Source organism: Pedobacter yonginensis (assembly GCF_003173595.1).
Classification (GTDB): domain Bacteria; phylum Bacteroidota; class Bacteroidia; order Sphingobacteriales; family Sphingobacteriaceae; genus Pedobacter; species Pedobacter yonginense.
Window position 1 is genome coordinate 1361637 of the sequence record NZ_QGNZ01000001.1, and the last position, 23418, is coordinate 1385054.

Below are 23418 nucleotides of genomic sequence, written 5' to 3' on the forward strand. Positions count from 1 at the left end.
ATGCTCAAGATACTTTTTACATGCCGATAACCCGCTATTTTACATCTTTTCTGTATCTTCGATAAATTCAGTTTAGCATATGGCAAAGAAAAAATCTGCAAATATAAAATTGGTTCTAAATCAATTGGTTAGTGATATATTTGAGAAAAATGATAATCAAGCGCTTAATTATAAGCAGGTATCTGCCAAGTTAAACCTGAATGATCAAGAATCAAGAGATACCATACTCGAAATTTTAAAAGATGGAAAAGCTTCTGGCGTTTATTTAGAACCAGAGAAAGGCAAATTCAAACTTAAAGATCTTCAAACCTTTATCATCGGCCACGTAGATATGACAGCAGACGGTTCTGCCTACATTATTCCAGATGATGAATTTGAGAAAGATATACGCGTAGCCCCTCGAAAACTTAAAAATGCCCTTCATGGAGATACCGTTAAAGTTTACGTATTTGCAAAAAAGAATGGCAGTAAACGAGATGGCGAAGTTATAGAAATCATTAAAAGAGCAAAATCCGATTTTACGGGAGTAATCAAAATATCCGATCGGTTTGCCTTTGTTATTGCAGATGATAAGAAAATGATGCACGACATCTTCGTGCCCCTGGCCGATATTCTTGACGCTAGAAACGGCCAACGTGTTCTGGTAAACTTAACAGACTGGCCAGAAGGGGCTAAAAACCCAATAGGTGTGGTAAAACATGTACTTGGCAATCAAGGTGAAAACAATACAGAAATGAATGCCATTTTGGCTCAGTATGGTTTTCCACTATCCTTTCCACCACAGGTAGAAAAAGAAGCCAATGCCATTCCGGAGGAGATCCCCGCAAAAGAAATTGTCAATCGCAAAGATTTCAGAAAAGTTTTAACTTTTACCATAGATCCGGCAGATGCAAAAGATTTTGATGATGCCATATCCTATCAAAAACTAGCCAACGGAAATCACGAAATCGGCGTACACATTGCCGATGTTTCTCATTACGTAATTCAAGGAACAGACTTAGATAAAGAGGCATACAGCAGGGCAACATCTGTTTATCTGGTAGATCGGGTAATTCCAATGCTACCAGAGAGACTGAGCAATGGTGTATGCTCACTTCGTCCGCACGAAGATAAACTTTGCTTTGCAGCCGTTTTCGAATTGGATGAACAAGCAAATATCGTAAATGAGTGGTACGGAAGAACAGTGATTCATTCTGACAGGCGATTCAGCTATGAAGAGGCGCAAGAAGTAATTGAATCCAAACAAGGCGATTACGCGAAAGAAATTGAAAAATTGAATGAACTCGCTTACATCCTTCGAGATCGTAAATTTAAAAATGGCGCAATAAGTTTTGAAAGCACCGAAGTAAAATTTAAGCTAGATGAGTTTGGAAAGCCAATAGGTGTTTACGTAAAAGAGCGTAAAGATGCCCATAAATTGATTGAAGATTACATGCTCCTAGCCAATAGAAAAGTAGCAGAATTTATAGCCAAAAAGGTCAAAGGAGAAAAGAAGTTAACATTTGTTTATCGAGTACACGATTCGCCAAACATGGAAACGCTAAACACATTTGCAACCTTTGCCTCGCGGTTTGGATACAAAATCAACACCAAATCAGACAAAGAAATAGCCAAATCCTTAAATTATTTAATGGCAGATGTAGAAGGTAAAAAAGAACAAAACATCTTGACGTCGTTAGCCATTCGTTCTATGGCAAAAGCCATTTACACTACAAAAAAGACCAGTCATTACGGTTTGGCATTTGAATATTACACCCATTTTACCTCTCCCATTCGCCGTTATCCAGATGTAATGGCACATCGTCTGCTACAAGGTTATTTGGATGGAGGTAAATCTGCTGATGCCGAATTTTATGAAGTGGCCTCTGCACATTCCTCAGCCATGGAAAAAAGAGCTGCTGAAGCAGAAAGAGCATCCATTAAATATAAACAAGCCGAATACCTCGAAAATAACATTGGCTCAAATTACAAAGGCATTATTTCTGGCGTTACAGAATGGGGAATGTATGTAGAAATAGAAGAAAACAAATGTGAAGGAATGATTCGCCTGAGAGATATTTCGGATGATTTCTATGTACTCGACGAGAAAAATTACTGCATTGTAGGTCAGAGAAAAAAGAAAAAATACCAATTGGGCGATGAGGTGATGATTCGCGTTAAAAAAGTAGATCTTTCTAAACGACAGATTGATTTCACCTTAATTCCAGATTAAATATTAAAACCAAATTGTGCGGATAAGCACATTGTTACGGCAACCATTTCATGCAAACAATAGAACAGCTCCAAAAACTTTTAGAAACTGCAATACAAAATCTTAAGTTCCCCGATCAGCCAAAACAGCTATACGATCCGATAACTTACATCATCAACCTTGGTGGAAAACGCATACGTCCACTTTTGGTGCTTATGGCTACCGAACTTTTCGGTAAAAACGCCAACGATTCAATCCATGCAGCTATGGCCGTAGAGGTTTTTCACAACTTCACTTTGGTACATGATGACATTATGGATAATGCCCCTTTGCGCAGAGGACAGGCAACCGTACACGAAAAATGGAGCACCAACACCGCAATTTTAAGTGGAGATGTGATGATGGTTGAAGCCAATAAAAATTTGGCAAAGGTTAATCCAATTTTCTTAAAAGATGTGTTAGATACCTTTAATGCAACAGCACAGGGCGTTTGCGAAGGCCAACAATTGGATATGGAATTTGAAGAACGGAGCGACGTAAGCATTAACGAATACATCAACATGATTCGCTTAAAAACTGCTGTATTGTTGGGTGGTGCACTAAAGTTGGGTGCAATTATTGCAGGTGCTTCAGAAAAAGATGCCGATTTGATTCATCAATTTGGAGAGAATATCGGCATTGCTTTCCAACTTCACGATGATATTTTAGATGTTTATGCCGATCCTGAAAAATTTGGCAAACAAGTGGGCGGAGACATTATTGCCAATAAAAAAACCTTCCTGTTACTAAAAGCATTCGAATTGGCTGATGAAGCTTCTAAAAAGCAGCTTCAAACGTGGACAGACTACAAAACTTTCGACAGCCAAGAAAAAGTAAGAGCCATTAGAGGTATTTATGACGAGTTAGATATCCAGAATATCGCTAAAGAAAGCATGAATAGCTATTTAAACAAGGCCTTAAAAGTATTTGATCAAATCAATGTTAGCCAAGATGCTAAATCGAATCTTTTGGCGCTAACTACCCAGTTAATGGCTAGAGAATATTAAAACACATCAAAAACTTAAAGCAGTTCTTTTTAAAACACCAATAAATTAACTAAGGGCAATTAGATTATTCTTCTTGCTCATTTTGAGCGTATTAGGCCATAAATAAGAGGTGTTTTCAGCAGCGTGTAAATCGGTATTACTCAACATAAATTTAAAGGCAAAAAAAAAGCTTTCTGAAATGAATCAGAAAGCTCTTTTTATAAATTTATTACTAATTATTCTGCTGGTGCAGCTTCTTCAGTAGTTTCTTCTTTTTTAGTTGCTTTTTTAGCAGGTGCTTTTTTAGCTGGAGCTTCTTCAGAAACAACATCTACCGCTACAGCTTCTTTTTTAGCAGCTGGTGCTTTTTTTACTGGTTCTGCAACAACTTCAGTTTCAACATAAGGAAGAATTGAAACGTAAGATTTGTTATCTGCTTTCTTTCTGAAAACTACAGTACCATCAACCAAAGCAAATAGAGTATGATCTTTACCAATACCTACACCTTTATCTGGATGATGTTTTGTACCACGTTGACGTACTAAAATGTTTCCTGCGATAGCTAACTGACCACCGAAAACTTTAATACCTAAACGCTTACTATGCGATTCACGTCCGTTTTTCGAACTACCGGCTCCTTTTTTGTGTGCCATGATTTTATATTTTTTTCAATCTCTAAAAAGAGAATGATTGGGTTAACAATTAATTATAGAGTGATGTCAGAAATCTGAATCTTGGTGAAAAACTGGCGATGACCATTTTTCTTTTTGTAACCTTTTCTACGTTTTTTGTGGAAAATAATTACTTTATCACCTTTTAAATGAGATACGATCTTAGCTGAAACTTTAGCACCTTTAACTGCAGGAGCCCCTACAGTGATTGCACCACCATTATCAACCAACAATACATTATCAAATTCAATACTAGCGCCTTCATCTCCTTGCAATCTGTGTACAAAAAGGTGCTGGTCTTTAGCAACTTTAAATTGCTGTCCTGCTATATTTACTATTGCGTACATTGTTTAAATATTAGTTTTATAATTTTTATTTAACGAGGTGCAAATATAGAATAAATACTCTTAACACACAAACACATATCGAAAATATTTTAAACTATAATTCTTCCCCATTAAATGCAGGCACATTCAAATCCATTTCTCCTAAAAACGAATTGAAAGCACCGCCATACAAAAATTACACCTCAATCGTAAGTTTGGTTGCTCGTTAAGCGTAAAATCTAACCATTGATAAATCTTATATCAAAAATTTAGATGATATAATTTTTCGGAAATGAACGCTCATTAATTCTTCGGGTTAAGCAGCCCTGCTCTACGCTTTTACTTCGTTCACTCCGTGCCCGCTCCGATCAGGTTTAATTAACGAAGGCACTAACGAGGTCATACTTAAATCTTAAATCAAAATGTGGATGATGTAATTTTAGGAAATGAACGCTCAGTAATTCTTCGGGTTAAGCAGCCCTGCTCTACGCTTTTACTTCGTTTCACTCCGTGCCCGCTCCTATTAGGTTTAATTAACGAAGGCACTAAGGAGGTCATACTTAAATCTTAAACCAAAATGTGGATGATGTAATTTTAGGAAATGAACGCTCAGTAATTCTTCGGGTTCAGCAGCCCTGCTCTACGCTTTTACTTCGTTTCACTCCGTGCCCGCCCCGATCAGGTTTATTTAACGAAGGCACTAAGGAGGTCATACTTAAATCTTAAACCAAAATGTGGATGATGTAATTTTTTGGAAATGAACGCTCAGTAATTCTTCGGGTTAAGCAGCCCTGCTCTACGCTTTTACTTCGTTTCACTCCGTGCCCGCTCCGATCAGGTTTAATTAACAAAGGCACTAACGAGGTCATACTTAAATCTTAAATCAAAATGTGGATGATATAATTTTTTTTGGAAATGAACGCTCAGTAATTCTTCGGGTTAAGCAGCCCTGCTCTCCTCTTTTACTTCGTTTCACTCCGTGCCCGCTTCGATCAGGTTTATTTAATGAAGGCAGTGCTCAAAAACTTGAAGATACATGCTGTCGGTTTCCAACACACCGGCCACGGCGAATGCGATCGAAATTGCTTGGGAAAATGGGCCAGCAGGCAAGTGGGGCCATTTCGAAGCCTCAGCTTCTATTTGCCACTTCTTTTTTCGGCTTGATTAATGGTTTCTTCAATAACCTTTCTCATTTGAACGGCAGCATCTAACAACTTTGGGTTACCATCAAAATCGCCATACAATATCACATGTTTAGATTTCTCTTTATAATTAAAAGTCATATCGTAACGCGGAACCGCCATTGATTTCGCACTTTTATTACCAATGGTATCTGGAAAGTTCCAAAGTCCAAGCTCATTAGCCTTACTGTGCATAAAAAGAATGTCATCACTTTTCAGGAAAACTGTTTTCTTAACCGTCGAATCTTTTGAGTTAATATATTGATAATCACCATTTTTAGAGTTATAGTGATTTTCTAAAGTATCCTTTACCCCCCAGCTAAATTGCATAGAAACAAAATCCTTTTTTCTAAACGGTGCGTTACGGATAATTGGCCGATAATAAATATAACAATAAATGATCATCGGAAGGATGATCGAAAGCGCTAAGAATATTTTTTTCCCTTTGTTTGACACGGAAATTGGTATTGAATATGTGAATGATATAAATTAATAATGCAAAGCTCAGAATTTTTTTCGAGCTTCTAAACATCCTAAAATCATATGTTTAATAAAGGCTAATCCATATTTAAAGGCGATTAGCTTTCTTTTAGCTCGCCCTCCCACTTGCTCACCACAGCCGTGGCAATGCTATTGCCCACAACGTTTGTTGCAGAGCGGCCCATATCCAAGAGTGGGTCAATGCCAATTAACAAAGCCAAGCCTGCCTCAGGAATATTGAAACTCGCAATTGTTCCAGCAATAACCACTAAAGATGCCCTTGGCACACCAGCGATACCTTTACTGGTGAGCATTAAAATCAAAAGCATAGATATTTGTTGTTCGAAACCTAAATGGATGCCATAAGCCTGCGCAATAAATAAAGAGGCAAAGGTCATATACATCATCGATCCATCCAAGTTAAAGGAGTAACCCAAGGGAAGAACAAAACTTACAATTTTATCTTTACAACCGAAACGCTCTAAAAGCATCATCGTTTTAGGATAGGCGGCCTCACTACTTGCTGTACTAAAGGCCAAAATAGCAGGCTCTTTCATGTCGTTTACCAAACGGAAAACACGCTTCTTTAAAATTAAGAAGCCCAAAAAGATCAGCAGAGCCCAAAGGATGGCTAAGCCAAAGTAAAACTCCCCTATAAAAATGGCATAGGTGTTCAGCACGTTAAGTCCTTGTTTGGCTACAATGGCTGTCATGGCACCAAAAACCGCCAGAGGTGCAAAATTCATTACATAACCGGTCATTTTCAAAATCACATGTGCAATTGCATCAAAAGCTTTGATTACCACTTGGCCTAAATCGCCAATGGCGGCAGTGGCTACCCCAAAGAAAAGAGAGAATACTACAATTTGCAAAATCTCATTAGTAGCCATTGATTCGGCAATACTTTTAGGAAAAACATGCGCAATAAAATCTTTAACACTCATGGATGCCCTTTGAATGCCAGTGTTAACCAATTGATCAGGAAGGGTCAGTTTCATGTGCTTACCAGGTTCGAATAAGTTTACCAAAATTAAACCCAACACCAACGACATTAACGACATGGCAAAAAACCAGCCCAAAGTTTTACCACCAATGCGCCCAACGGCCTTAATATCACCCACTTTAGCCACACCAACAACCAATGTTGTAAATACCAATGGCGCTACAATCATTTTAATTAAGCGTAAAAAAATATCGCTTAAAAGCGTAAAATATTCTAATTTCTTTTCGCGAATTTCTTCGTTCTCTCTTTTTATTTTAGAGGTGGCTTTCTTTTCGGCTTTAAGCTGCGTAAATGCAGCGGTAGTGGTATCGGTAGATTTTGCAATGCTTACTTCGATGCTTTTAACCTTAGCATCAGCATTTAAAATATTCTGATTGTAAACATCAATAGAATTAACGTTTAAAATATAGCCCAATGCAACACCTGCAATGAGTGCAATGAAAATAAAAAGCGTGAGTTTGTTTTTCTTCATAAAAGATAATAGTTTGTGGCCCTTTTAATTTGGTAAAACTACGATATTTACTTTGGCTAACAAATTTTGATTTTCGGATTGGCCATTCGGTTGTTTAATTGTTCGGTAAAGTACCAAATGTAGGGTGGATAATTTGGTTAATTTACGGGCATTCGGCTTAAGAGAGAAATAACAAACTAGGTTGTCCACAAACATAGGGTAATTTAAACCCCTAAACATGCAATAAAACGCTAACCATTAAACCTGGGTGAAGCGGTATCCCCCGATTCTTCATCGGGGATTTAGCGGAACACAGGACTGAAATCGGCAAAGGATTACAGAACCGTCAATTTCCAATGGATTGAACAGAATCTATGTAATTAGGATTGGATTACTTTTTGGTAGGCCACCAAACACGCAATAAAACGCTAACCATAAACCTGGGTGAAGCGGTATCCTCCGATTTTTCATCGGGGATTTAGCGGAACACAGGGCTGGAATCGGCAAAGGATTACAAAACCGTCAATTTCCAATGAATTGAACAGAATCTATGTAAATTAGGATTGGATTACTTTTTGGTAAGCCACCAAACACGCACTAAAATGCTAATCATAAACCTCGGTGAAGCGGTATCCTCCGATTTTTCATCGGGGATTTAGCGGAACACAGGACTGAAATCGGCAAAGGAATACAGAACCGTCAATTTCCAATGAATTGAACAGAATCTATGTAAATTAGGATTGGATTACTTTTTGGTAGGCCACCAAACACGCAATAAAACGCTAACCATAAACCTGGGTGAAGCGGTATCCTCCGATTTTTCATCGGGGATTTAGCGGAACACAGGGCTGAAATCGGCAAAGGATTACAGAACCGTAAATTTCCAATGAATTGAACAGAATCTATGTAAATCATACTTTGATTAATGTTTGATTAGCCACCAAACAGGCAGTAAAACGCTAACCATAAACCTGGGTGAAGCGGTATCCCCCGATTTTTCATCGGGGATTTAGCGGAAGACGGGGCTGAAATCGGCAAAGGATTACAGAACCGTAAATTTCCAATGAATTAAACAAAATCTATGTAAATTAGGATTGGATTACTGTTTGCTTAGCCACCAAACATGCAGTAAAACGCTAACCATAAACCTGGGTGAAGCGGTATCCCCCGATTTTTCATCGGGGATTTAGCGGAACACAGGGCTGAAATCGGCAAAGGATTAAAGAACCGTAAATTTCCAATGAATTGAACAGAATCTATGTAAATTAGGATTGGATTACTGTTTGCTTATCCACCAATCATAGGGTATTTTTTAGGCCAGCAAATTTATCCTATTTTTGAAATCTGCTGTAACAAAACTGCCTTTATAAAATCTAAAAAGCAACCTCAACAATTTAAATGGAACAAAAAGACAAGTTATTTAAGGAAATCTTCGATTCGAATTCCAAAAAAATATTCCATTTGTGTTATGGCTATACCGGCGATACTGATGCCGCCAACGATCTCTTACAAGAAACATTTTTAAAAGTTTGGCAAAATCTCGATAAGTTCAGAAACAAATCCCTCATCTCTACTTGGATTTACAGAATTGCCGTAAATACGTGTTTAACTTACTTGAGATCTGAAAAGCGACAAGCTAAAGATGAACTAACAGATAATATCATTGAGAATAAAATTGAAGAGTTTTCTGAAAAAAACGAACAGGTTGCGCTTTTATATACTTGTATTTCTAAACTTGAAGAAAACGACCGTTTGATTATTACCATGGTGCTCGACGAATTGCCCTACCACGAAATTGCTGACATTTCTGGTATCAGTGAGGGCAATTTAAGGGTAAAGATTCATCGCATTAAACAAAAATTAACAGAACTATATAACCAGTATGCAAGCGTTTGATCAAATACAGGAGTTGTGGCAAAAGCACGAGGTAGAAGTTAAGTTTTCTGCTGATGAAATGCTGCAACAGGCTAAGAAAGAGGTTAGTGGATTAAAGATTAAATCGGCTTTAAACATTGTGGGCATGCTGGCCTCATTTATTGCCATTGCAGGAGTGTGGTTATTTTACGAATACGAATCGTGGACCTCGCATGCAGGCTTTGTGATTTTCTTAGTGTCCATTTTATCTTCCACAATTATTCTATACCGCGATTATAAATTAATCTCCAGAAATGATTTTACGGTTCACCCTAAGGAATTTTTAGCTGGACTAAAAACTTATCAGGTTAATCGTTATCGTTTATACAATCAAATGTATTGGTTCTACACCACTGCCCTATCTTTAGGCTTCATTTTTACATTTATCGAAATACTGCCCAGATTAACATTGTTCCAACAGATTTTTGCTGTGGCACTTACCTTTCTTTGGATTTTATTCTGCTCTACCCTGTTAAGAACAGCCGTTATGAAACGTGAAAAGGAAAGAATTGCTTTGTTAATAGAAAAGTTTGAGCGCATAACAGATCAGATTTCTACAGGAGCGTAATTTTAGGCACGGTTTTTTCGTTACAAAAGTTAACATGAAAAAACTGCTTATCCCGATACTTTTCTTGCTGGCTTCGCCATCTACCGCCTTTAAACAAGACTTTACAGAACCTGTACAGTTAAATTGGGAAACGCACTATAAAGCCAAGGCCGACCAACGTTCTCCTTTTTTTGCACTTACCGCCATGACGTGGAAGTATAGCTACGAATCTACAACGTACCGCAACCGGGTGGTTATTAATCTCGAAAATGAAATTACGATTGATAAAGATAGATCGTGGGTAAAATTGGATAAAATAAGGGATCCCGACGTGAGTGCCAGCCTACTCCACCATGAGCAGGGTCATGCCAATATTCAATATATTTTGTTGTTGGAGGCAGATCGAGTATTAAAAAACAGAAATTACTCCTTAAAGACCTACAAAGCTCAAATTTCTGATTTGGCTAACCAAATTGGGAGTTTCTTTGACACCATGCAGAAAAACTATGATGAAGAAACTGAGCATGGCAGCAACCATAAAATGCAAGGCAGATGGGATGTAATTATTCAGGATAAAATGAACGAATCTAGAGCAGCACTTGCTGAGCTAAAAAAATAGTTTCGGAATAAAAATAATCCCCCCGACTGCTAATGCAAAAAACGCGGCAACTAAAACAGCTGCCGCAGCCAAATCTTTAACCATCTTTATTTTGGGGTGATGGGATGGAGATGCTACATCGGCAAGCTTTTCTATAGAAGTGTTAAAGATTTCTGCAACAAATACGGCAGAAATCACCGAAAGTATGGCAATCCACTCTAAACCAGATAGTTTTAAATATATAGATAATGCTATTGCAAATACCGCTGCTACTAAATGAATGCGACCATTGTGCTCGTTCAGAAAGAATACTTTCAACCCATTAAAAGCATATTTAAAACTCCTAATTCGATCTACTATTGAAAATCTTGGGTCTGCTTCGTTCATCCCTTTAATTACTCTGGTTTAATTTCACTCGTAGAGAAACTATTGCCGCTTAATTTATATTGGTAGGTTTTAACAATCTTCTTGGTGCTATCGGCAGGATCGGTTACCGGAAAGGAACGAAACAAATCGCCATTTTTGATAAAAAACTTGTCATTTCCCTCATAACCTTTTTTTTGAGTTGTACTTAGCGAAGGGAAGCCAATTTTATTGAAATTGTTTCCTGCGTATTCAAACACGTTCAAATCGTACACATTTTTTTTACTCAAAAGCTGTACGTAAAGCTCAGGGTTGCCGTCATTATCCAAATCCATATTCCAAACATCTGTCATGATGCCTTTACGTTCAACAGCAGTAGATTTAAAATTAGAATGTACAGAATCTGACATCAGAATTTGGTAACCACCAATAGAATCGACTCCCTTACCCCAGCTCAGCACTTCAAAATTCAATCCGGGTTTTACCTCTATATCTTTATAAAATCGAAAAGGGTTTTTCTCAACTTTGGTTGGTTCTACTTTTACTTCTTTTGGTTTCTCTTCTGTACAGGCAAAACAAAACAGCACCCCTGCTACTAACAAAAGATGCTGTAATGTATATTTCTTAGTTTTCATTTTGTGGAACATTTTGTTTGTCCCAAATTAGCGATTTAACGCTTTAAAACAAAAGATTTTATTTTTTAACCTCGGTTTTAACATCTGGCGCACCATTGTTTAGAAGGGTTTCAATAACCACACTTCTTCTTCCGCTAGGCACGATAACAATTGTTTTCAAAGTTCTCTTCTCTCCCTGCGGTACCGATACTTTAAATGGCGCCGAGTATAGGAAAGCATTTTCTGATGGGCGAGATTCATCCAACGAGTAATAAATTTTTGCACCAGCAACAGGTGCCTTTAAATCAATTGTAAATTCTCCGCCAGTAAGTGCTTTATCACTTTGCCCAATGGCTGTAGGCACCCAATAGTTGATGCCAGCTTTATCCATTTTGGCTAAATGGACTGGCAGGCGGTCTTCAGTAAAGTTTTTTAAATCTTTACGAGAAACCGGACTCCAAGCAATTTCTGACAATGCCAATAAACGTGGAAAGGCATGATTTTCAGCTTTTTCTGGGGTTTTAATATATTCTGTCCATAGGTTTGCTTGTACCCCAATAACGTGTTTGCCTTGCTCGGTGGTCAAAACTTTTGGAATTGGATCATAAGCATATACTTTTTGGTAAGGAGCAAAACCACCTATAGTTACCGGTTCATCAGGCGAATTGGATTGCTTATGATCGATGTACAAACCCATTGAACCCGGCGTCATAATTACATCGTGATTTTGTTGAGCCGCCGCTATACCTCCAGCTTCTCCCCTCCAACTCATAACAGTAGCGTTTGGCGCAAGGCCTCCTTCTAAGATTTCATCCCAACCAATAATTGAACGACCCTTTTCATTAAGATGCTTTTCTATCGTTTGGATAAAATAACTCTGTAACTCATGTTCATCTTTTAAGCCTTTTTCTTTCATTAAATTCTGACAAAAAGCAGATTCTTTCCAATAGGTTTTTGGGGCTTCATCGCCTCCGATGTGAATGTATTTGGACGGAAAGATCGAAATCACTTCATCCAATATATTTTCTAAAAATGTAAAGGTATTTTCTGACGGAACAAAAATATCATCAAATACGCCCCAGGTTTGTTGCACCTGCTTTCCCTTTTTGCTGCCCGCCCAAGCGGTTTTATCACTCACAAAAGTATCTCGATCGGGAAAGCAGCTCAATTCTGGATAAGATGCAATGGCAGCTGAAGCGTGACCTGGCAATTCTATTTCCGGAATTACCGTAATGTATCGCTCTGCCGCATATTTTACAATTTCTTTAGCTTCATTTTGAGTGTAGAAGCCTTTAACTTCGTTAAGATAGTTGCCTATTCCGGGATAATGACCGATGATGGTACCGTTTCGCGATGAGCCAACCGCAGTAAGTTTTGGGTATTTTTTAATTTCCAGCCTCCAGCCTTGGTCATCGGTTAAGTGCCAATGAAAGGTATTAATTTTGTAATAAGCCAATTGATCGATGTATTTCTTGATAAAAGAAATCGGGAAGAAATGACGGGAAACATCCAGCATGGTGCCACGGTATTTGAAACGTGGATAATCGGTAATGCTTACTGCTGGAATGTTGATTTTATCATTTACTTTTTCAGGCAACATTTGCATGGCGGATTGCACTGCATAAAACAATCCTGCTCCTTTACCCGTAAGTAAAATTTGGTTTGGGGTCACCTTAATGTTGTACCCTTCTTCAGGCAACTGATCTGCTCCAACAGATGTGATTACAATTGCTTTTTGATTGGCTTGTAAATCTCTCACTTCGCGTAACGAAAAGCCAGCTTTCGTTACAATAAACGCATTTAATAATTCGCTCATTTTTGCACCTTCAGCACCGGTAGCTTTTAATACTACGGTTTTATCGAGTACAAAATTCCCGTTGTTTTTGGTAATGGATACCGGTGCAGGAATAATGCCTAGATTTACATCGCTCTGCGCATAAGCGGATGTACTGATTAGGGCACAAATAAAAGTCGAAAGAATTTTGTTCATGTTTTAAAATTGGTTTAGGGATAATACTTGGGTTATTTATTACAATATAGAGATTAGAACCACTCCATTTATCTCACTTTTTCGTTACACTACCAATCAAACGTTCGGGTAGTATCTTTTTGGGGTATAGGATGTTATCGCTTTATTTTAAAATAGATTAATAAAGTTAAGGCAAAAAAAAAGAGAAACCATTTCTGATTCCTCCTTTTCAAAAGATAACAAAATCTTCTTATGCCTCTACAGGATGTTCTTTTGCAGCCAAATAGCGTTCAGCATCAAGCGCGGCCATACAGCCAGAACCCGCAGCAGTTACCGCTTGTCTGTAATACATATCTTGAACATCGCCACAGGCAAAAACACCTTCAATATTAGTTAAAGTAGAACCTGGCTTGGTTAACAGGTAACCTGTTTCATCCATATTTAGTTGCCCCTTAAAAATATCGGTGTTCGGTTTGTGGCCAATGGCAACAAAAAACCCTTCCACTGCAATCTCAGTTTCTTCATTGGTTTTATTGTTCAAAACCTTAACCGCTGTAACGTTCTTTCCGTTTCCTAAAATTTCTTGCGTTTCGGTATTGTAATGCACAATAATGTTTGGTGTGGCCAATACACGACTAACCATTGCTTTTGATGCTCTAAATTCGTCTCTACGCACCAATAGGTGTACCGTTTTACAAAGTTTAGCTAAATAGGTAGCTTCTTCTGCGGCAGTATCTCCTGCCCCAACAATGGCTACATCTTGTCCTTTAAAAAAGAAACCATCGCAAACTGCACAGGCTGAAACACCAAAACCATTATATTGTTGCTCACTTGGTAAACCCAGCCATTTGGCAGTTGCACCAGTTGCAATAATTACCGTATCAGCGGTGATGGTTTTAATTTCATCAACAACTACTTTGTGCGGTGTTGATGAAAAATCTACCGAACTGATGTAACCAAAGCGAATATCTGTACCGAAACGTTCGGCTTGCTTGCGGAAATCTTCCATCATTTCTGGCCCCATAATTCCTTCTGGGTAACCTGGAAAGTTCTCTACATCAGTGGTTTGGGTAAGTTGTCCGCCGGCTTGCATTCCGGTGTACATAATTGGTTTTAAATCAGCTCGGGCTGCATAAATGGCTGCAGTATAACCCGCTGGACCAGAGCCTATAATTAAACACTGAACGTGTTCGTTTTCTTGTGACATTATATCGTATGTTTGAAATTCATAAATTGGAGTACAAATTTAAGGCTTTAAATAATGATCAGCAAGTACGCATTGTCAACATAGTTTACTTATTAACAAATCTCTATAAATGTATCCAGTAACAACATTAGCATGAAATCGACTGTCTAGGTTTGGATCATGCCCACATTAAATTTTTTCGTTATTGGAGATTGATTAGCCGCTTCTATTCCCATAGAAATTACCTTTCTGGTTTCCAAAGGATCGATAATACCATCTACCCAAAGTCTTGCAGCTGCATAATATGGAGTGGTTTGGCTGTCGTACCGATCTGTAATTTCTTTTAAAAGTTCGGCTTCCTTTTCTGGTGTGATGATTTCGCCATTAGCTTTTAATGAAGCTTCTTGAATTTGTAATAATGTTTTTGCGGCCTGCGAACCGCCCATTACCGCAATTTTCGCAGATGGCCAAGCATAAATTAACCTTGGATCGTAAGCTTTTCCACACATGGCATAATTGCCTGCACCATAAGAGTTTCCGATTACAATGGTAAATTTCGGTACCACAGAGTTGGCAACTGCATTCACCATTTTGGCCCCATCTTTAATAATACCGCCGTGTTCGGAGCGGCTTCCTACCATAAATCCGGTAACATCTTGAAGAAATACCAATGGGATTTTCTTCTGGTTGCAATTCATTATAAATCGGGCAGCTTTATCGGCACTGTCAGAATATATTACGCCACCAAACTGCATCTCTCCTTTTTTGGATTTTACAACCTTACGTTGGTTGGCAACGATTCCGACAGCCCACCCGTCTATTCTACCCAAGCCGCAAATGATGCTCTGTCCGTAGCCTTTTTTATATTCTTCAAATTCAGAAGCATCAACCAAGCGATTGATGATGTCCATCATTTCATATTGCTTCTCCCTATTTTCGGGAAAGAGGCCATAAATTTCCGATTCTTTTTCTTTTGGTTTTACGGATGCTATCCGATCGAAACCGGCGTTTTGAGGAGCGCCCAACATGCTCATAATGTTGCGGATGCTATCTAAGCAGGCTTCATCATTTGGATGTTTATAATCGGTTACGCCAGATATTTCGCAGTGTGTAGATGCACCACCTAAAGTTTCGTTATCTACTTCTTCGCCAATGGCCGATTTAACCAAATATGAACCTGCTAAAAATACCGAACCCGTGCCTTCAACAATCATGGCTTCATCGCTCATAATTGGAAGGTATGCGCCGCCAGCAACACAGGCACCCATAATAGCCGAAATTTGAACTATGCCTTCTGACGACATTAAGGCGTTATTCCTAAACATTCTTCCAAAATGTTCTTTATCTGGAAATATTTCATCCTGCATGGGTAAATACACGCCAGCACTATCTACCAGATAAATTACAGGCAAACGGTTTTCCATAGCAATTTCTTGAGCGCGAAGATTCTTTTTGGCGGTCATAGGAAACCAAGCGCCAGCCTTTACAGTTGCATCGTTAGCAATAATCATACACTGCCTGCCACTCACATATCCAATTCCGCAAACCACCCCTGCCGATGGGCAACCGCCTTGTTCGGCGTACATTCCATCAGCGGTGAACGCCCCAACTTCCAAAAATTCAGATCCTGCATCAATCAGATATTCAATGCGTTCTCTAGCCAACAATTTGCCTTTCGCTTTTTGTTTGGCTGCATTTTTTTCACCTCCGCCTAAATGAATTTTTTTAAGCTTCGTTTTGAGCTCGTAAACCAGCTGTTTATTAATGTCTTCGTTTTTGTTGAATTCGATATTCATGCAGGCAATTTAAATTTATTTTTAGATAATATCGGTGAGACTGATTTGGTTTCTGGTATAGCAATCAACCAGTTTAGGTGACGAAAATGCGTTGATTTGCTTTATTCTTTAATAAAAATCTGGCATTTACGCAGTTAATACATTTAAAATAATAATTTTGAGTAAACCAAAACAATGGAGCTTACCATCAATATTCCTGCATTATTATTTCCAGCCATTAGTTTAATTATGCTGGCTTATACCAACAGATTTTTAGCTTTGGCTACCTTAGTGCGCAGTTTAAAAGCCAAGTATGAAGATGGAGAAAAAACATCCGGCTTGCACAAGCAAATCAAGAACTTGAGGTATCGTTTGAAATTGATCAAAAACATGCAGGCTTTTGGGGTGCTCAGCTTTGCAAGTTGTTTGTTTTGTATGTTTTTTATCTATCTAGAATGGCAAACCGTTGCCGAAATACTTTTTGCACTAAGCCTAATCTTTTTTATGATTTCGCTAATTATTTCATTAATTGAAATTCAGATTAGCACCACCGCGCTTGAACTCGAGTTAAGCACTTTGGAAGATTTGGAAGATCCTTCCATAGGTGGTTTTATTAAAAAGAAATTTAAAAAAGACTAGTATAAAATGATCAAAAGCCGATCTCGGCAAGGGATAGTTCTTTAACAAAAAAACTAGGCGGTAATAAAATGATATAAAAACACCACTTCGCCGTTAAATGCTGGTTTCTTTTGTCCTTCAATTTCCATTTCAATACCCATATTCACTTTGGTAACGCCACGAAGATTAATGATTGATGCTAATTTTGCTTTCAACCTTACACGGCTATTAACGGTTACAGGTTGCGCAAATCGCAAACTTTCTATGCCGTAATTAATTTCCATTTTTAGATTTTGGATATCAACAATTTCTTTCCATAGATAAGGAATTAAGGAGAGTGTTAAATAGCCATGGGCAATGGTTGCGCCAAATGGACCCTCATTTTTTGCTCTTTCTTCATCAACATGAATCCACTGGTGATCGAGGGTAGCATCTGCAAACTTATTAATCTGCTCTTGTGTAATAGTATGCCATGATGAAACGCCTAATTCTTTACCGAGATGTTGTTCAAATTCTGCGTGACTGGTAATAACTTGCATTTTTATAAATTATATTATTGCTTAACTGTTCTTTCTTAAATATTGTTTTTCTGGACGTAAACGATTGGTGCCTAGCTCAAGTTTCTGTCTCTAAACCAAACCTCATCGGGTATAGCAGAGAAACCATCCATTTTTTCGATTAAGGTTGTGGCCTCAGCTTCGTTAAACACAAGATCCCTGTTGGCAGGTTTTAGAAACCGACTTTGAACCATCATGTCCATTTGGGCGAACAATGGATCGTAAAAACCGTTTACGTTTAATACACCTATGGGTTTATTATGCAAGCCCAATTGAAGCCAGGTTAGCACTTCAAAAAACTCTTCCAACGTGCCAAAACCTCCAGGCAAAATAATGAAGCCATCACTTAAATCGGCCATTTTTTGTTTCCTTTGGTGCATGTTTTCGGTAATAATCATTTCGGTAACGCCTTTGTGTCCAACTTCCTTATCCATCAAAAATTGAGGAATTACGCCAGTTACCAATCCATTTAAAGCGAGTACGTCATCAGCCAAAACGCCCATAACACCTACGCTACCACCACCATAAACCAATCTGATTTCTTGATTAACAAGGGTTTCAGCGAGTTGTTTTATTGCATTTCGCAATTGTAAATCGCCGTTAAAGTTTGAGCCACAATACACACAAACCGACTTAAGCTTATTCATTCTGAGAAAAATTTATCGAAGTTAAGATTTTATCCTTTCCCAACAATTTTAAATTCTGCACAAAACTGTTACCGTTTCTTTTTTTATGGTTTATAACAGTATAACCATAGTTTATTTTAGTTTTTATTGATTTGATGATTTCGCTGTTCATCGGTTCATATGATGGTTATCTTGATCGAGGGAACCCTCACCTACAGTCAAGCAACCTATCAAAAGGCACAATTTTCATTTTTAATTGAAACCCAGCAAATCATTCACAGCAAGTAAAATAAAAATTTGAAAAGCAATTGCAGCAATACTTCGGTTGGGTTCGGTCCCGCTCTACCTCCAAGCGCTATGAAAAATAGCGGCTTTCCGCCTTATCGGGTTTAGTTTGCACTTGCCGTACATAAATTAACATATTGGGTGCAGCCTGTATTATAATTCAATTTTTGTTTAAGGTAGCCAAATAATACTTTGCAATAGAAATCAACAATGATTTTTAAAAGGCAAATTATGCTTGCGAATATTGCATCGCTACTTTTATGCCCTTTTGTTTCTTTTGTGGTTCAAAATAAAATTTTGTTTGCTATCATTATTTTGGTTTATGATACGGCCTCATCTGCTAAGACACCAAATTTCAGATTAATAGCGATGACATCGTCAAATTGTGCCCAAATTAACAGCCATCAAGAATAAAAAAAAGCGCCGAATACATCCGACGCCTTCTAACCAAATATAAGAGAGAAAAAAGATTAAATGTTAAAAAGAGAATCTCAAAGTTGCACCATAGGTTCTCGGATCTCCCAGTACCCCTGCGTACAAGCCGGAGTTACCTGCCGCCGCCTGTAACTGCTCATAATAGTTCCTGTTGCCGATATTTCTACTCCAAATAAACGCAGAGAACTTTTCTGATCTAAATCCCAATCGGGCATTGAATAAGCCATAACCCGATACATTTAAAACACTTGAAGGGGTGGCATTCGATGAATAATCAGACCGATAACTGGCATCGCCAGCGATAAAATATCTACCTGGTTTGGTAGCCAAACTACCTGGCGTACTAAATTCTGCGCCACCAGAAATATTCCATTTAGATATTCCAGGCAATCTTCCGCCAGATGCGTCCTTAAAAGCAACCTGCGTGGCCACATTATTTATAAGTTCAGTATGTCCTGTTTCCTCTAATGGAAGTGGTGCATTTGTAAAGGTTACATATTTTCCGTCCAAATAAGCCAATGCTGCATTTAAGGTTAAAAACCTTTCTAATTGGTAAGTTCCATCAATCTCCAGTCCCTTAACCTTTACTTTTTCTGCATTTGCAAGATAACCTCTGTTAACCCCCAATTGTGGTGATTGAACATTGGTTTGATAATCCTTAATATCTGTATTGAATGCGGTTACATTTAGTATAGCACCTTTAAATGGCTTTGTTTTTAAGCCCAATTCGTAATGCTCTACATATTCTGGTTTTACAACCGCTACAGATAAATCCGCCGCACCAGTTGAGGTTGTTGGCAAGCCCCCCACATTTACACCAACCGGTTTATAAGCCGTAGAAAATGTAGCATAGGCATTTATTTTCGGCGTTGGACGATAAGAAACTGTAAGATTTCCTGACAAGTTTTTATTATCAACATTGGTTGTAAATTGTTGATTGGAATAAACAGCGGCTTTAAGAGCAAGCAAGGCAGCATCTGTAGTTTGCAATCCTCCGTAAGTGGTTCTATCATAGTCAACATCTTTTTTATCATAAGTAAACCTTAACCCTGGTAAAACGTGTAAATGCTCAATTACCTCCCAATCTACCTGTCCGAATATAGCCGCACTGATTGATTTTATGGTTGAGTTGGTTTTTATTCCGAAGCCATCCAATAAACCTGGAGTAGAATAAGCCGCTTGTGCACCTGTGGCACTGGTTTGCACAAACCTCCATTGGTCTTTACCTACCTCTTCCGTTTGGTTTAATCCTTTCAAATTCTGCCCCAAAACAAACACGCCAATTACACCACTTAATTTTTCGCTTAAATTGCCAGCGTATCTAACCTCTTGCGAATACTGGTCGTGACGCGAATTACCTTGAGATTTTGTAAGCGCAGCAAGTTCAGAGAAATCTCGATCGTTGGTTGGATCCCAGTTCCAAAATCTCCATGCCGTGGTAGAAGTTAAGGTTCCATTGCCTATTTTATAATCCACATTTACAGATACACCACCAATAGATTGATTGTGCTTCCAAGGGGTATTGGTATTAATTTCTCTAGCGAAAGGATCAATTTTTGGTTGTTGGTAACCTAAGTCAGATATAATTCTCGCGTATTGACGGTAAGCACTTCTTTCTGTTGTGGTTACACCCGCAATAACTAAAGGATAACCCGCAGGGTGTTGAACACTCACATCACCACTAAGCAAAACTTTCAATCTATCAGAGGGGGTATAATACAATTGCCCTTTAAAACCCAAATTATTTTGTCCGCTGTACCTGCGCTCCTCTTTGGTGTTGTAAATGGTACCATCCCTCTGCGTGCCCGATAGCGAAATTTTTGCGGCAAGATTTTTAGCCAAACCACCAGAAACAGATGCCTTTGCTTGCAAGAAATTATAATTTCCTACGCTCATTTCTACTTTTGCCGTTGGCGTTTGAGTAGGTTTGGTGGTGGTGATGTTGAAAGCCCCAGCGGTAGTATTCTTTCCAAACAGCGTGCCCTGTGGGCCACGAATGACTTCAATTTGTTCAATATCAAGAAAATCAGTTGAGGTAGCTGCCGGACGAGCATGATACACTCCATCAACGTAAAAGCCAACTCCTGGGTCAATCCCATCATTGGTTAAACCGAAAGTAGAACCTAATCCTCTGATGTTAAGTGTGGTATTTCTTGCATTCGAAGCATATAATTGAACCGATGGAACCAATTCCTTTAGTCGATTAACATTAAACGCACCTGCATTTTCTGCGGCTTGCCCACCTATAACCGTTATCGGGATTGGCACATCTTGCAATACTTCCGAACGTCTCCTAGATGTTACTACGATTTCGTCTAACTGTGTATCTTCAACCAAAACCAATTCGATGGGTGTAGTCTGAAGTTTTAAGATTTGAAAATCCTGCGGTTTGTAGCCTACGTAGCTAATTCGAATATAAAATGGAGGTTGTTGTTTTGCATCAATGGTAAAAGCGCCGTTAGCATCGGTAACAGTGGCTATGGTTGTTCCCCTAACGGTTATGGTTGCACCCGGAATGGTGGTGTTGTTAGCGCCTTTCACTACGCCAGTTACCGTATTCTGAGCAAAAGCGGAACCCGCGAAAAGCAAGAATGAAAAGAAAATTGGTAAAATTTGTTTCATAATAAATTAAATGTGTTTGATTTAGATTTTTGCTGATGTTAACGATTGAGAGATGTCTTTATTAAAATATATAAACCCTATCGATTTAGTAGGCAAATATATTAAAAAAAAGCATTTGCCAAATTTTATTTTGTATAATTTATTTTGTTTCCCTCTAACCGACAATTATTTTACCGATAAGCTAAATCAAAAATCAAAATATTGAATTACCCGCTTCTAGAAGCCGCAGCACTAAAGCGCTGATAAAATCGTAGTTAAAATCTTTTTATTCACACAGTGCACCTTTGCAACAGATAAACTCCCAAAAAAAAACGAGGTTCTCCTTTCGGATGCCTCGTTTTTTCAAAATTCAATCTTGGATAATACTGACTGTGCGGACAGTTTATCGAGTATAATTTGGTGCTTCTTTAGTAATGGTAATATCATGTGGATGACTTTCGCGCATGCCAGCAGCTGTTATCTGTACAAATTGTGCTTCTTGTAAAGCTTCTATATTGGCCGCACCACAATAGCCCATGCTTGCACGCAACCCACCAATGTATTGGTACATAACCTCTGCCAAAGTACCTTTAAATGGCACTCTACCTACAATACCTTCAGGAACCAATTTCTTAATGTCATCTTCAACATCTTGGAAATAACGATCTTTCGAGCCCTGCTCCATGGCTTCAATAGAGCCCATTCCTCTGTATGATTTGAATTTACGTCCCTCGTAAATAATGGTTTCGCCTGGTGATTCTTCTACGCCTGCAAATAACGATCCTGCCATTACCGTGCTGGCTCCAGAGGCAATCGCCTTAGCAATATCGCCAGTATGTTTAATTCCACCATCGGCAATAACCGGAACACCAGTACCTTTTAAAGCCTTAGCACATTCGAAAACGGCATACAATTGTGGTACACCAACACCTGCAATAATTCGAGTAGTGCAGATGGAACCTGGCCCAATACCAACTTTAACCGCATCGGCACCTGCATCAGCTAAAAATTTAGCAGCTGCACCAGTTGCAATGTTCCCTACAATAACTTGTAAGTCAGGGTATTTTGCCTTAACTTCTTTCAATTTATCTACCACGCCTTTAGAGTGACCATGAGCAGTATCAATGGTAATTACATCCACCCCCGCATGTACAAGTGCATCAACACGTTGCAGCGTATCGGCAGTAACACCAACCGCAGCACCAACACGTAAACGCCCACGATCATCTTTACAAGCGGCTGGATAGTTCTTCACCTTTTGAATATCTTTAAAAGTGATTAAGCCACTCAAATAACCATCGGCACTAACCACTGGTAGTTTTTCGATTTTATAATTTTGTAAAATTTCTTCAGCTTGAATGAGGGTGGTACCTTCTGGGGCAATAATCAAATTTTCTTTGGTCATTACTTCAGCAATTGGTCTGCTCATATTTTTCTGGAAGCGTAAATCGCGATTGGTAATGATGCCCACCAATTTATTATCGCTGCTTACAACAGGTATGCCTCCTATTTTATGTTCCTTCATAATTTTGAAGGCATCAGCCACAACTGCATTTTCAAGCAACGTTACCGGATCTTGGATCATGCCACTTTCCGAGCGCTTAACCTTGCGCACTTCTTCGGCTTGTCTTTCAATCGTCATGTTTTTATGCAACATGCCCAAACCACCATTTTGTGCAATCGCAATGGCAAGCTCGGCTTCTGTTACGGTATCCATTGCAGCAGAAACCAATGGTACGTTAAGTTTTATTTTTTTGGTTAAAAATGAGGATGTATTGACTTCACGGGGTAGAATTTCAGAATAAGCAGGTACCAAAAGTACGTCGTCGTAAGTTAAACCTGTGGCAATAAATTTTGTGGAATCGAGTTGCATAGCAAATAAATTAGGATTTATTATTTGCCAGGCAAAGATAAGAAAACTTAGTCAAATTCTAAAATAGAATCGAACATGTATTTTAGATGTATGAACATTGCATTTCCAAATTAGCTTTTCTCGGCAAGC

General features: G+C 38.5%; 19 protein-coding genes. 6 read left to right on the top strand and 13 right to left on the bottom strand.

The window, feature by feature from the left end; all coding sequences use genetic code 11:
* Positions 1-79: 79 nt before the first annotated feature.
* Together rnr and DHW03_RS05955 are read left to right on the top strand one after the other, a co-directional pair.
* Positions 80-2212, top strand: a complete 2133-nt coding sequence (gene rnr, locus DHW03_RS05950; RefSeq protein WP_109924783.1) for a ribonuclease R — start codon at positions 80-82, stop codon at positions 2210-2212.
* A 50-nt stretch (positions 2213-2262) separates the two neighbouring features.
* The gene (locus DHW03_RS05955) at positions 2263-3237 is read left to right on the top strand and encodes a polyprenyl synthetase family protein (protein WP_109924784.1); all 975 of its coding nucleotides are present in this window, start codon (positions 2263-2265) and stop codon (positions 3235-3237) included.
* A gap of 215 nt (positions 3238-3452) precedes the next feature.
* Here DHW03_RS05955 and rpmA read toward each other — a convergent pair whose 3' ends face one another.
* The 4 genes from rpmA to DHW03_RS05975 all read right to left on the bottom strand — a co-directional run bounded on the left by rpmA (position 3453) and on the right by DHW03_RS05975 (position 7349).
* Positions 3453-3869 carry a 50S ribosomal protein L27 gene (gene rpmA / locus DHW03_RS05960; RefSeq protein WP_109924785.1) on the bottom strand — a complete coding sequence of 139 codons (417 nt, stop codon included), beginning with the start codon at positions 3867-3869 and terminating at the stop codon, positions 3453-3455.
* A gap of 53 nt (positions 3870-3922) precedes the next feature.
* Entirely contained in the window at positions 3923-4234 is a 312-nt protein-coding gene (gene rplU, locus DHW03_RS05965) for a 50S ribosomal protein L21 (protein ID WP_025146774.1), read from the bottom strand.
* A gap of 1115 nt (positions 4235-5349) precedes the next feature.
* Entirely contained in the window at positions 5350-5724 is a 375-nt protein-coding gene (locus DHW03_RS05970) for a hypothetical protein (protein WP_240618476.1), read from the bottom strand.
* Positions 5725-5972: 248 nt separating this feature from the next.
* Positions 5973-7349 (bottom strand): dicarboxylate/amino acid:cation symporter, encoded by a 1377-nt coding sequence (locus tag DHW03_RS05975; RefSeq protein WP_109924787.1) that lies wholly within the window; start codon positions 7347-7349, stop codon positions 5973-5975.
* 1377 nt (positions 7350-8726) lie between these two features.
* Here DHW03_RS05975 and DHW03_RS05985 point away from each other — a divergent pair.
* From DHW03_RS05985 to DHW03_RS05995, 3 genes are read left to right on the top strand one after another with little or no spacing between them, the layout of a single operon-like run.
* The gene (locus DHW03_RS05985; RefSeq protein WP_109924789.1) at positions 8727-9224 is read left to right on the top strand and encodes an RNA polymerase sigma factor; all 498 of its coding nucleotides are present in this window, start codon (positions 8727-8729) and stop codon (positions 9222-9224) included.
* Entirely contained in the window at positions 9211-9810 is a 600-nt protein-coding gene (locus DHW03_RS05990) for a hypothetical protein (protein WP_109924790.1), read from the top strand. The genes DHW03_RS05985 and DHW03_RS05990 overlap by 14 nt, the downstream gene beginning before the upstream one ends.
* A gap of 34 nt (positions 9811-9844) precedes the next feature.
* Positions 9845-10408: a DUF922 domain-containing protein gene (locus DHW03_RS05995; RefSeq protein ID WP_109924791.1), complete on the top strand. Its 564-nt coding sequence runs from the start codon at positions 9845-9847 to the stop codon at positions 10406-10408.
* On the opposite strand, the gene DHW03_RS06000 is transcribed toward DHW03_RS05995, so the two are convergent.
* The 5 genes from DHW03_RS06000 to DHW03_RS06020 form a co-directional block, all read right to left on the bottom strand.
* A complete protein-coding gene (locus DHW03_RS06000) occupies positions 10397-10774 on the bottom strand; it encodes a diacylglycerol kinase family protein (RefSeq protein ID WP_109924792.1) in 378 nt (125 codons plus the stop codon). The two genes, DHW03_RS05995 and DHW03_RS06000, sit on opposite strands and share 12 nt — an antisense overlap.
* 8 nt (positions 10775-10782) lie before the next feature.
* Complete coding sequence (locus DHW03_RS06005; protein ID WP_109924793.1) at positions 10783-11385, bottom strand: hypothetical protein; 603 nt, start codon at positions 11383-11385, stop codon at positions 10783-10785.
* A 58-nt stretch (positions 11386-11443) separates the two neighbouring features.
* Positions 11444-13354 carry a beta-N-acetylhexosaminidase gene (locus tag DHW03_RS06010; protein ID WP_109924794.1) on the bottom strand — a complete coding sequence of 637 codons (1911 nt, stop codon included), beginning with the start codon at positions 13352-13354 and terminating at the stop codon, positions 11444-11446.
* Between the two features lie 229 nt (positions 13355-13583).
* Positions 13584-14540 (bottom strand): thioredoxin-disulfide reductase, encoded by a 957-nt coding sequence (gene trxB, locus DHW03_RS06015; protein ID WP_109924795.1) that lies wholly within the window; start codon positions 14538-14540, stop codon positions 13584-13586.
* 146 nt (positions 14541-14686) lie between these two features.
* Positions 14687-16315: an acyl-CoA carboxylase subunit beta gene (locus tag DHW03_RS06020; protein ID WP_109924796.1), complete on the bottom strand. Its 1629-nt coding sequence runs from the start codon at positions 16313-16315 to the stop codon at positions 14687-14689.
* 174 nt (positions 16316-16489) lie between these two features.
* On the opposite strand from DHW03_RS06020, the gene DHW03_RS06025 reads away from it, so the two are divergent.
* Complete coding sequence (locus DHW03_RS06025) at positions 16490-16933, top strand: DUF2721 domain-containing protein (protein WP_109924797.1); 444 nt, start codon at positions 16490-16492, stop codon at positions 16931-16933.
* A 53-nt stretch (positions 16934-16986) separates the two neighbouring features.
* Here DHW03_RS06025 and DHW03_RS06030 read toward each other — a convergent pair whose 3' ends face one another.
* From DHW03_RS06030 to guaB, 4 genes are all read right to left on the bottom strand, one after another.
* On the bottom strand, positions 16987-17451 hold the full coding sequence (locus DHW03_RS06030) for a MaoC family dehydratase (RefSeq protein WP_109924798.1): 465 nt from the start codon (positions 17449-17451) through the stop codon (positions 16987-16989).
* Positions 17452-17522: 71 nt separating this feature from the next.
* Positions 17523-18116: an LOG family protein gene (locus tag DHW03_RS06035; RefSeq protein WP_109924799.1), complete on the bottom strand. Its 594-nt coding sequence runs from the start codon at positions 18114-18116 to the stop codon at positions 17523-17525.
* A 741-nt stretch (positions 18117-18857) separates the two neighbouring features.
* Positions 18858-21437 carry a TonB-dependent receptor gene (locus tag DHW03_RS06045; RefSeq protein WP_109924801.1) on the bottom strand — a complete coding sequence of 860 codons (2580 nt, stop codon included), beginning with the start codon at positions 21435-21437 and terminating at the stop codon, positions 18858-18860.
* Positions 21438-21819: 382 nt separating this feature from the next.
* Complete coding sequence (gene guaB / locus DHW03_RS06050) at positions 21820-23289, bottom strand: IMP dehydrogenase (RefSeq protein ID WP_109924802.1); 1470 nt, start codon at positions 23287-23289, stop codon at positions 21820-21822.
* Positions 23290-23418: the final 129 nt, after the last annotated feature.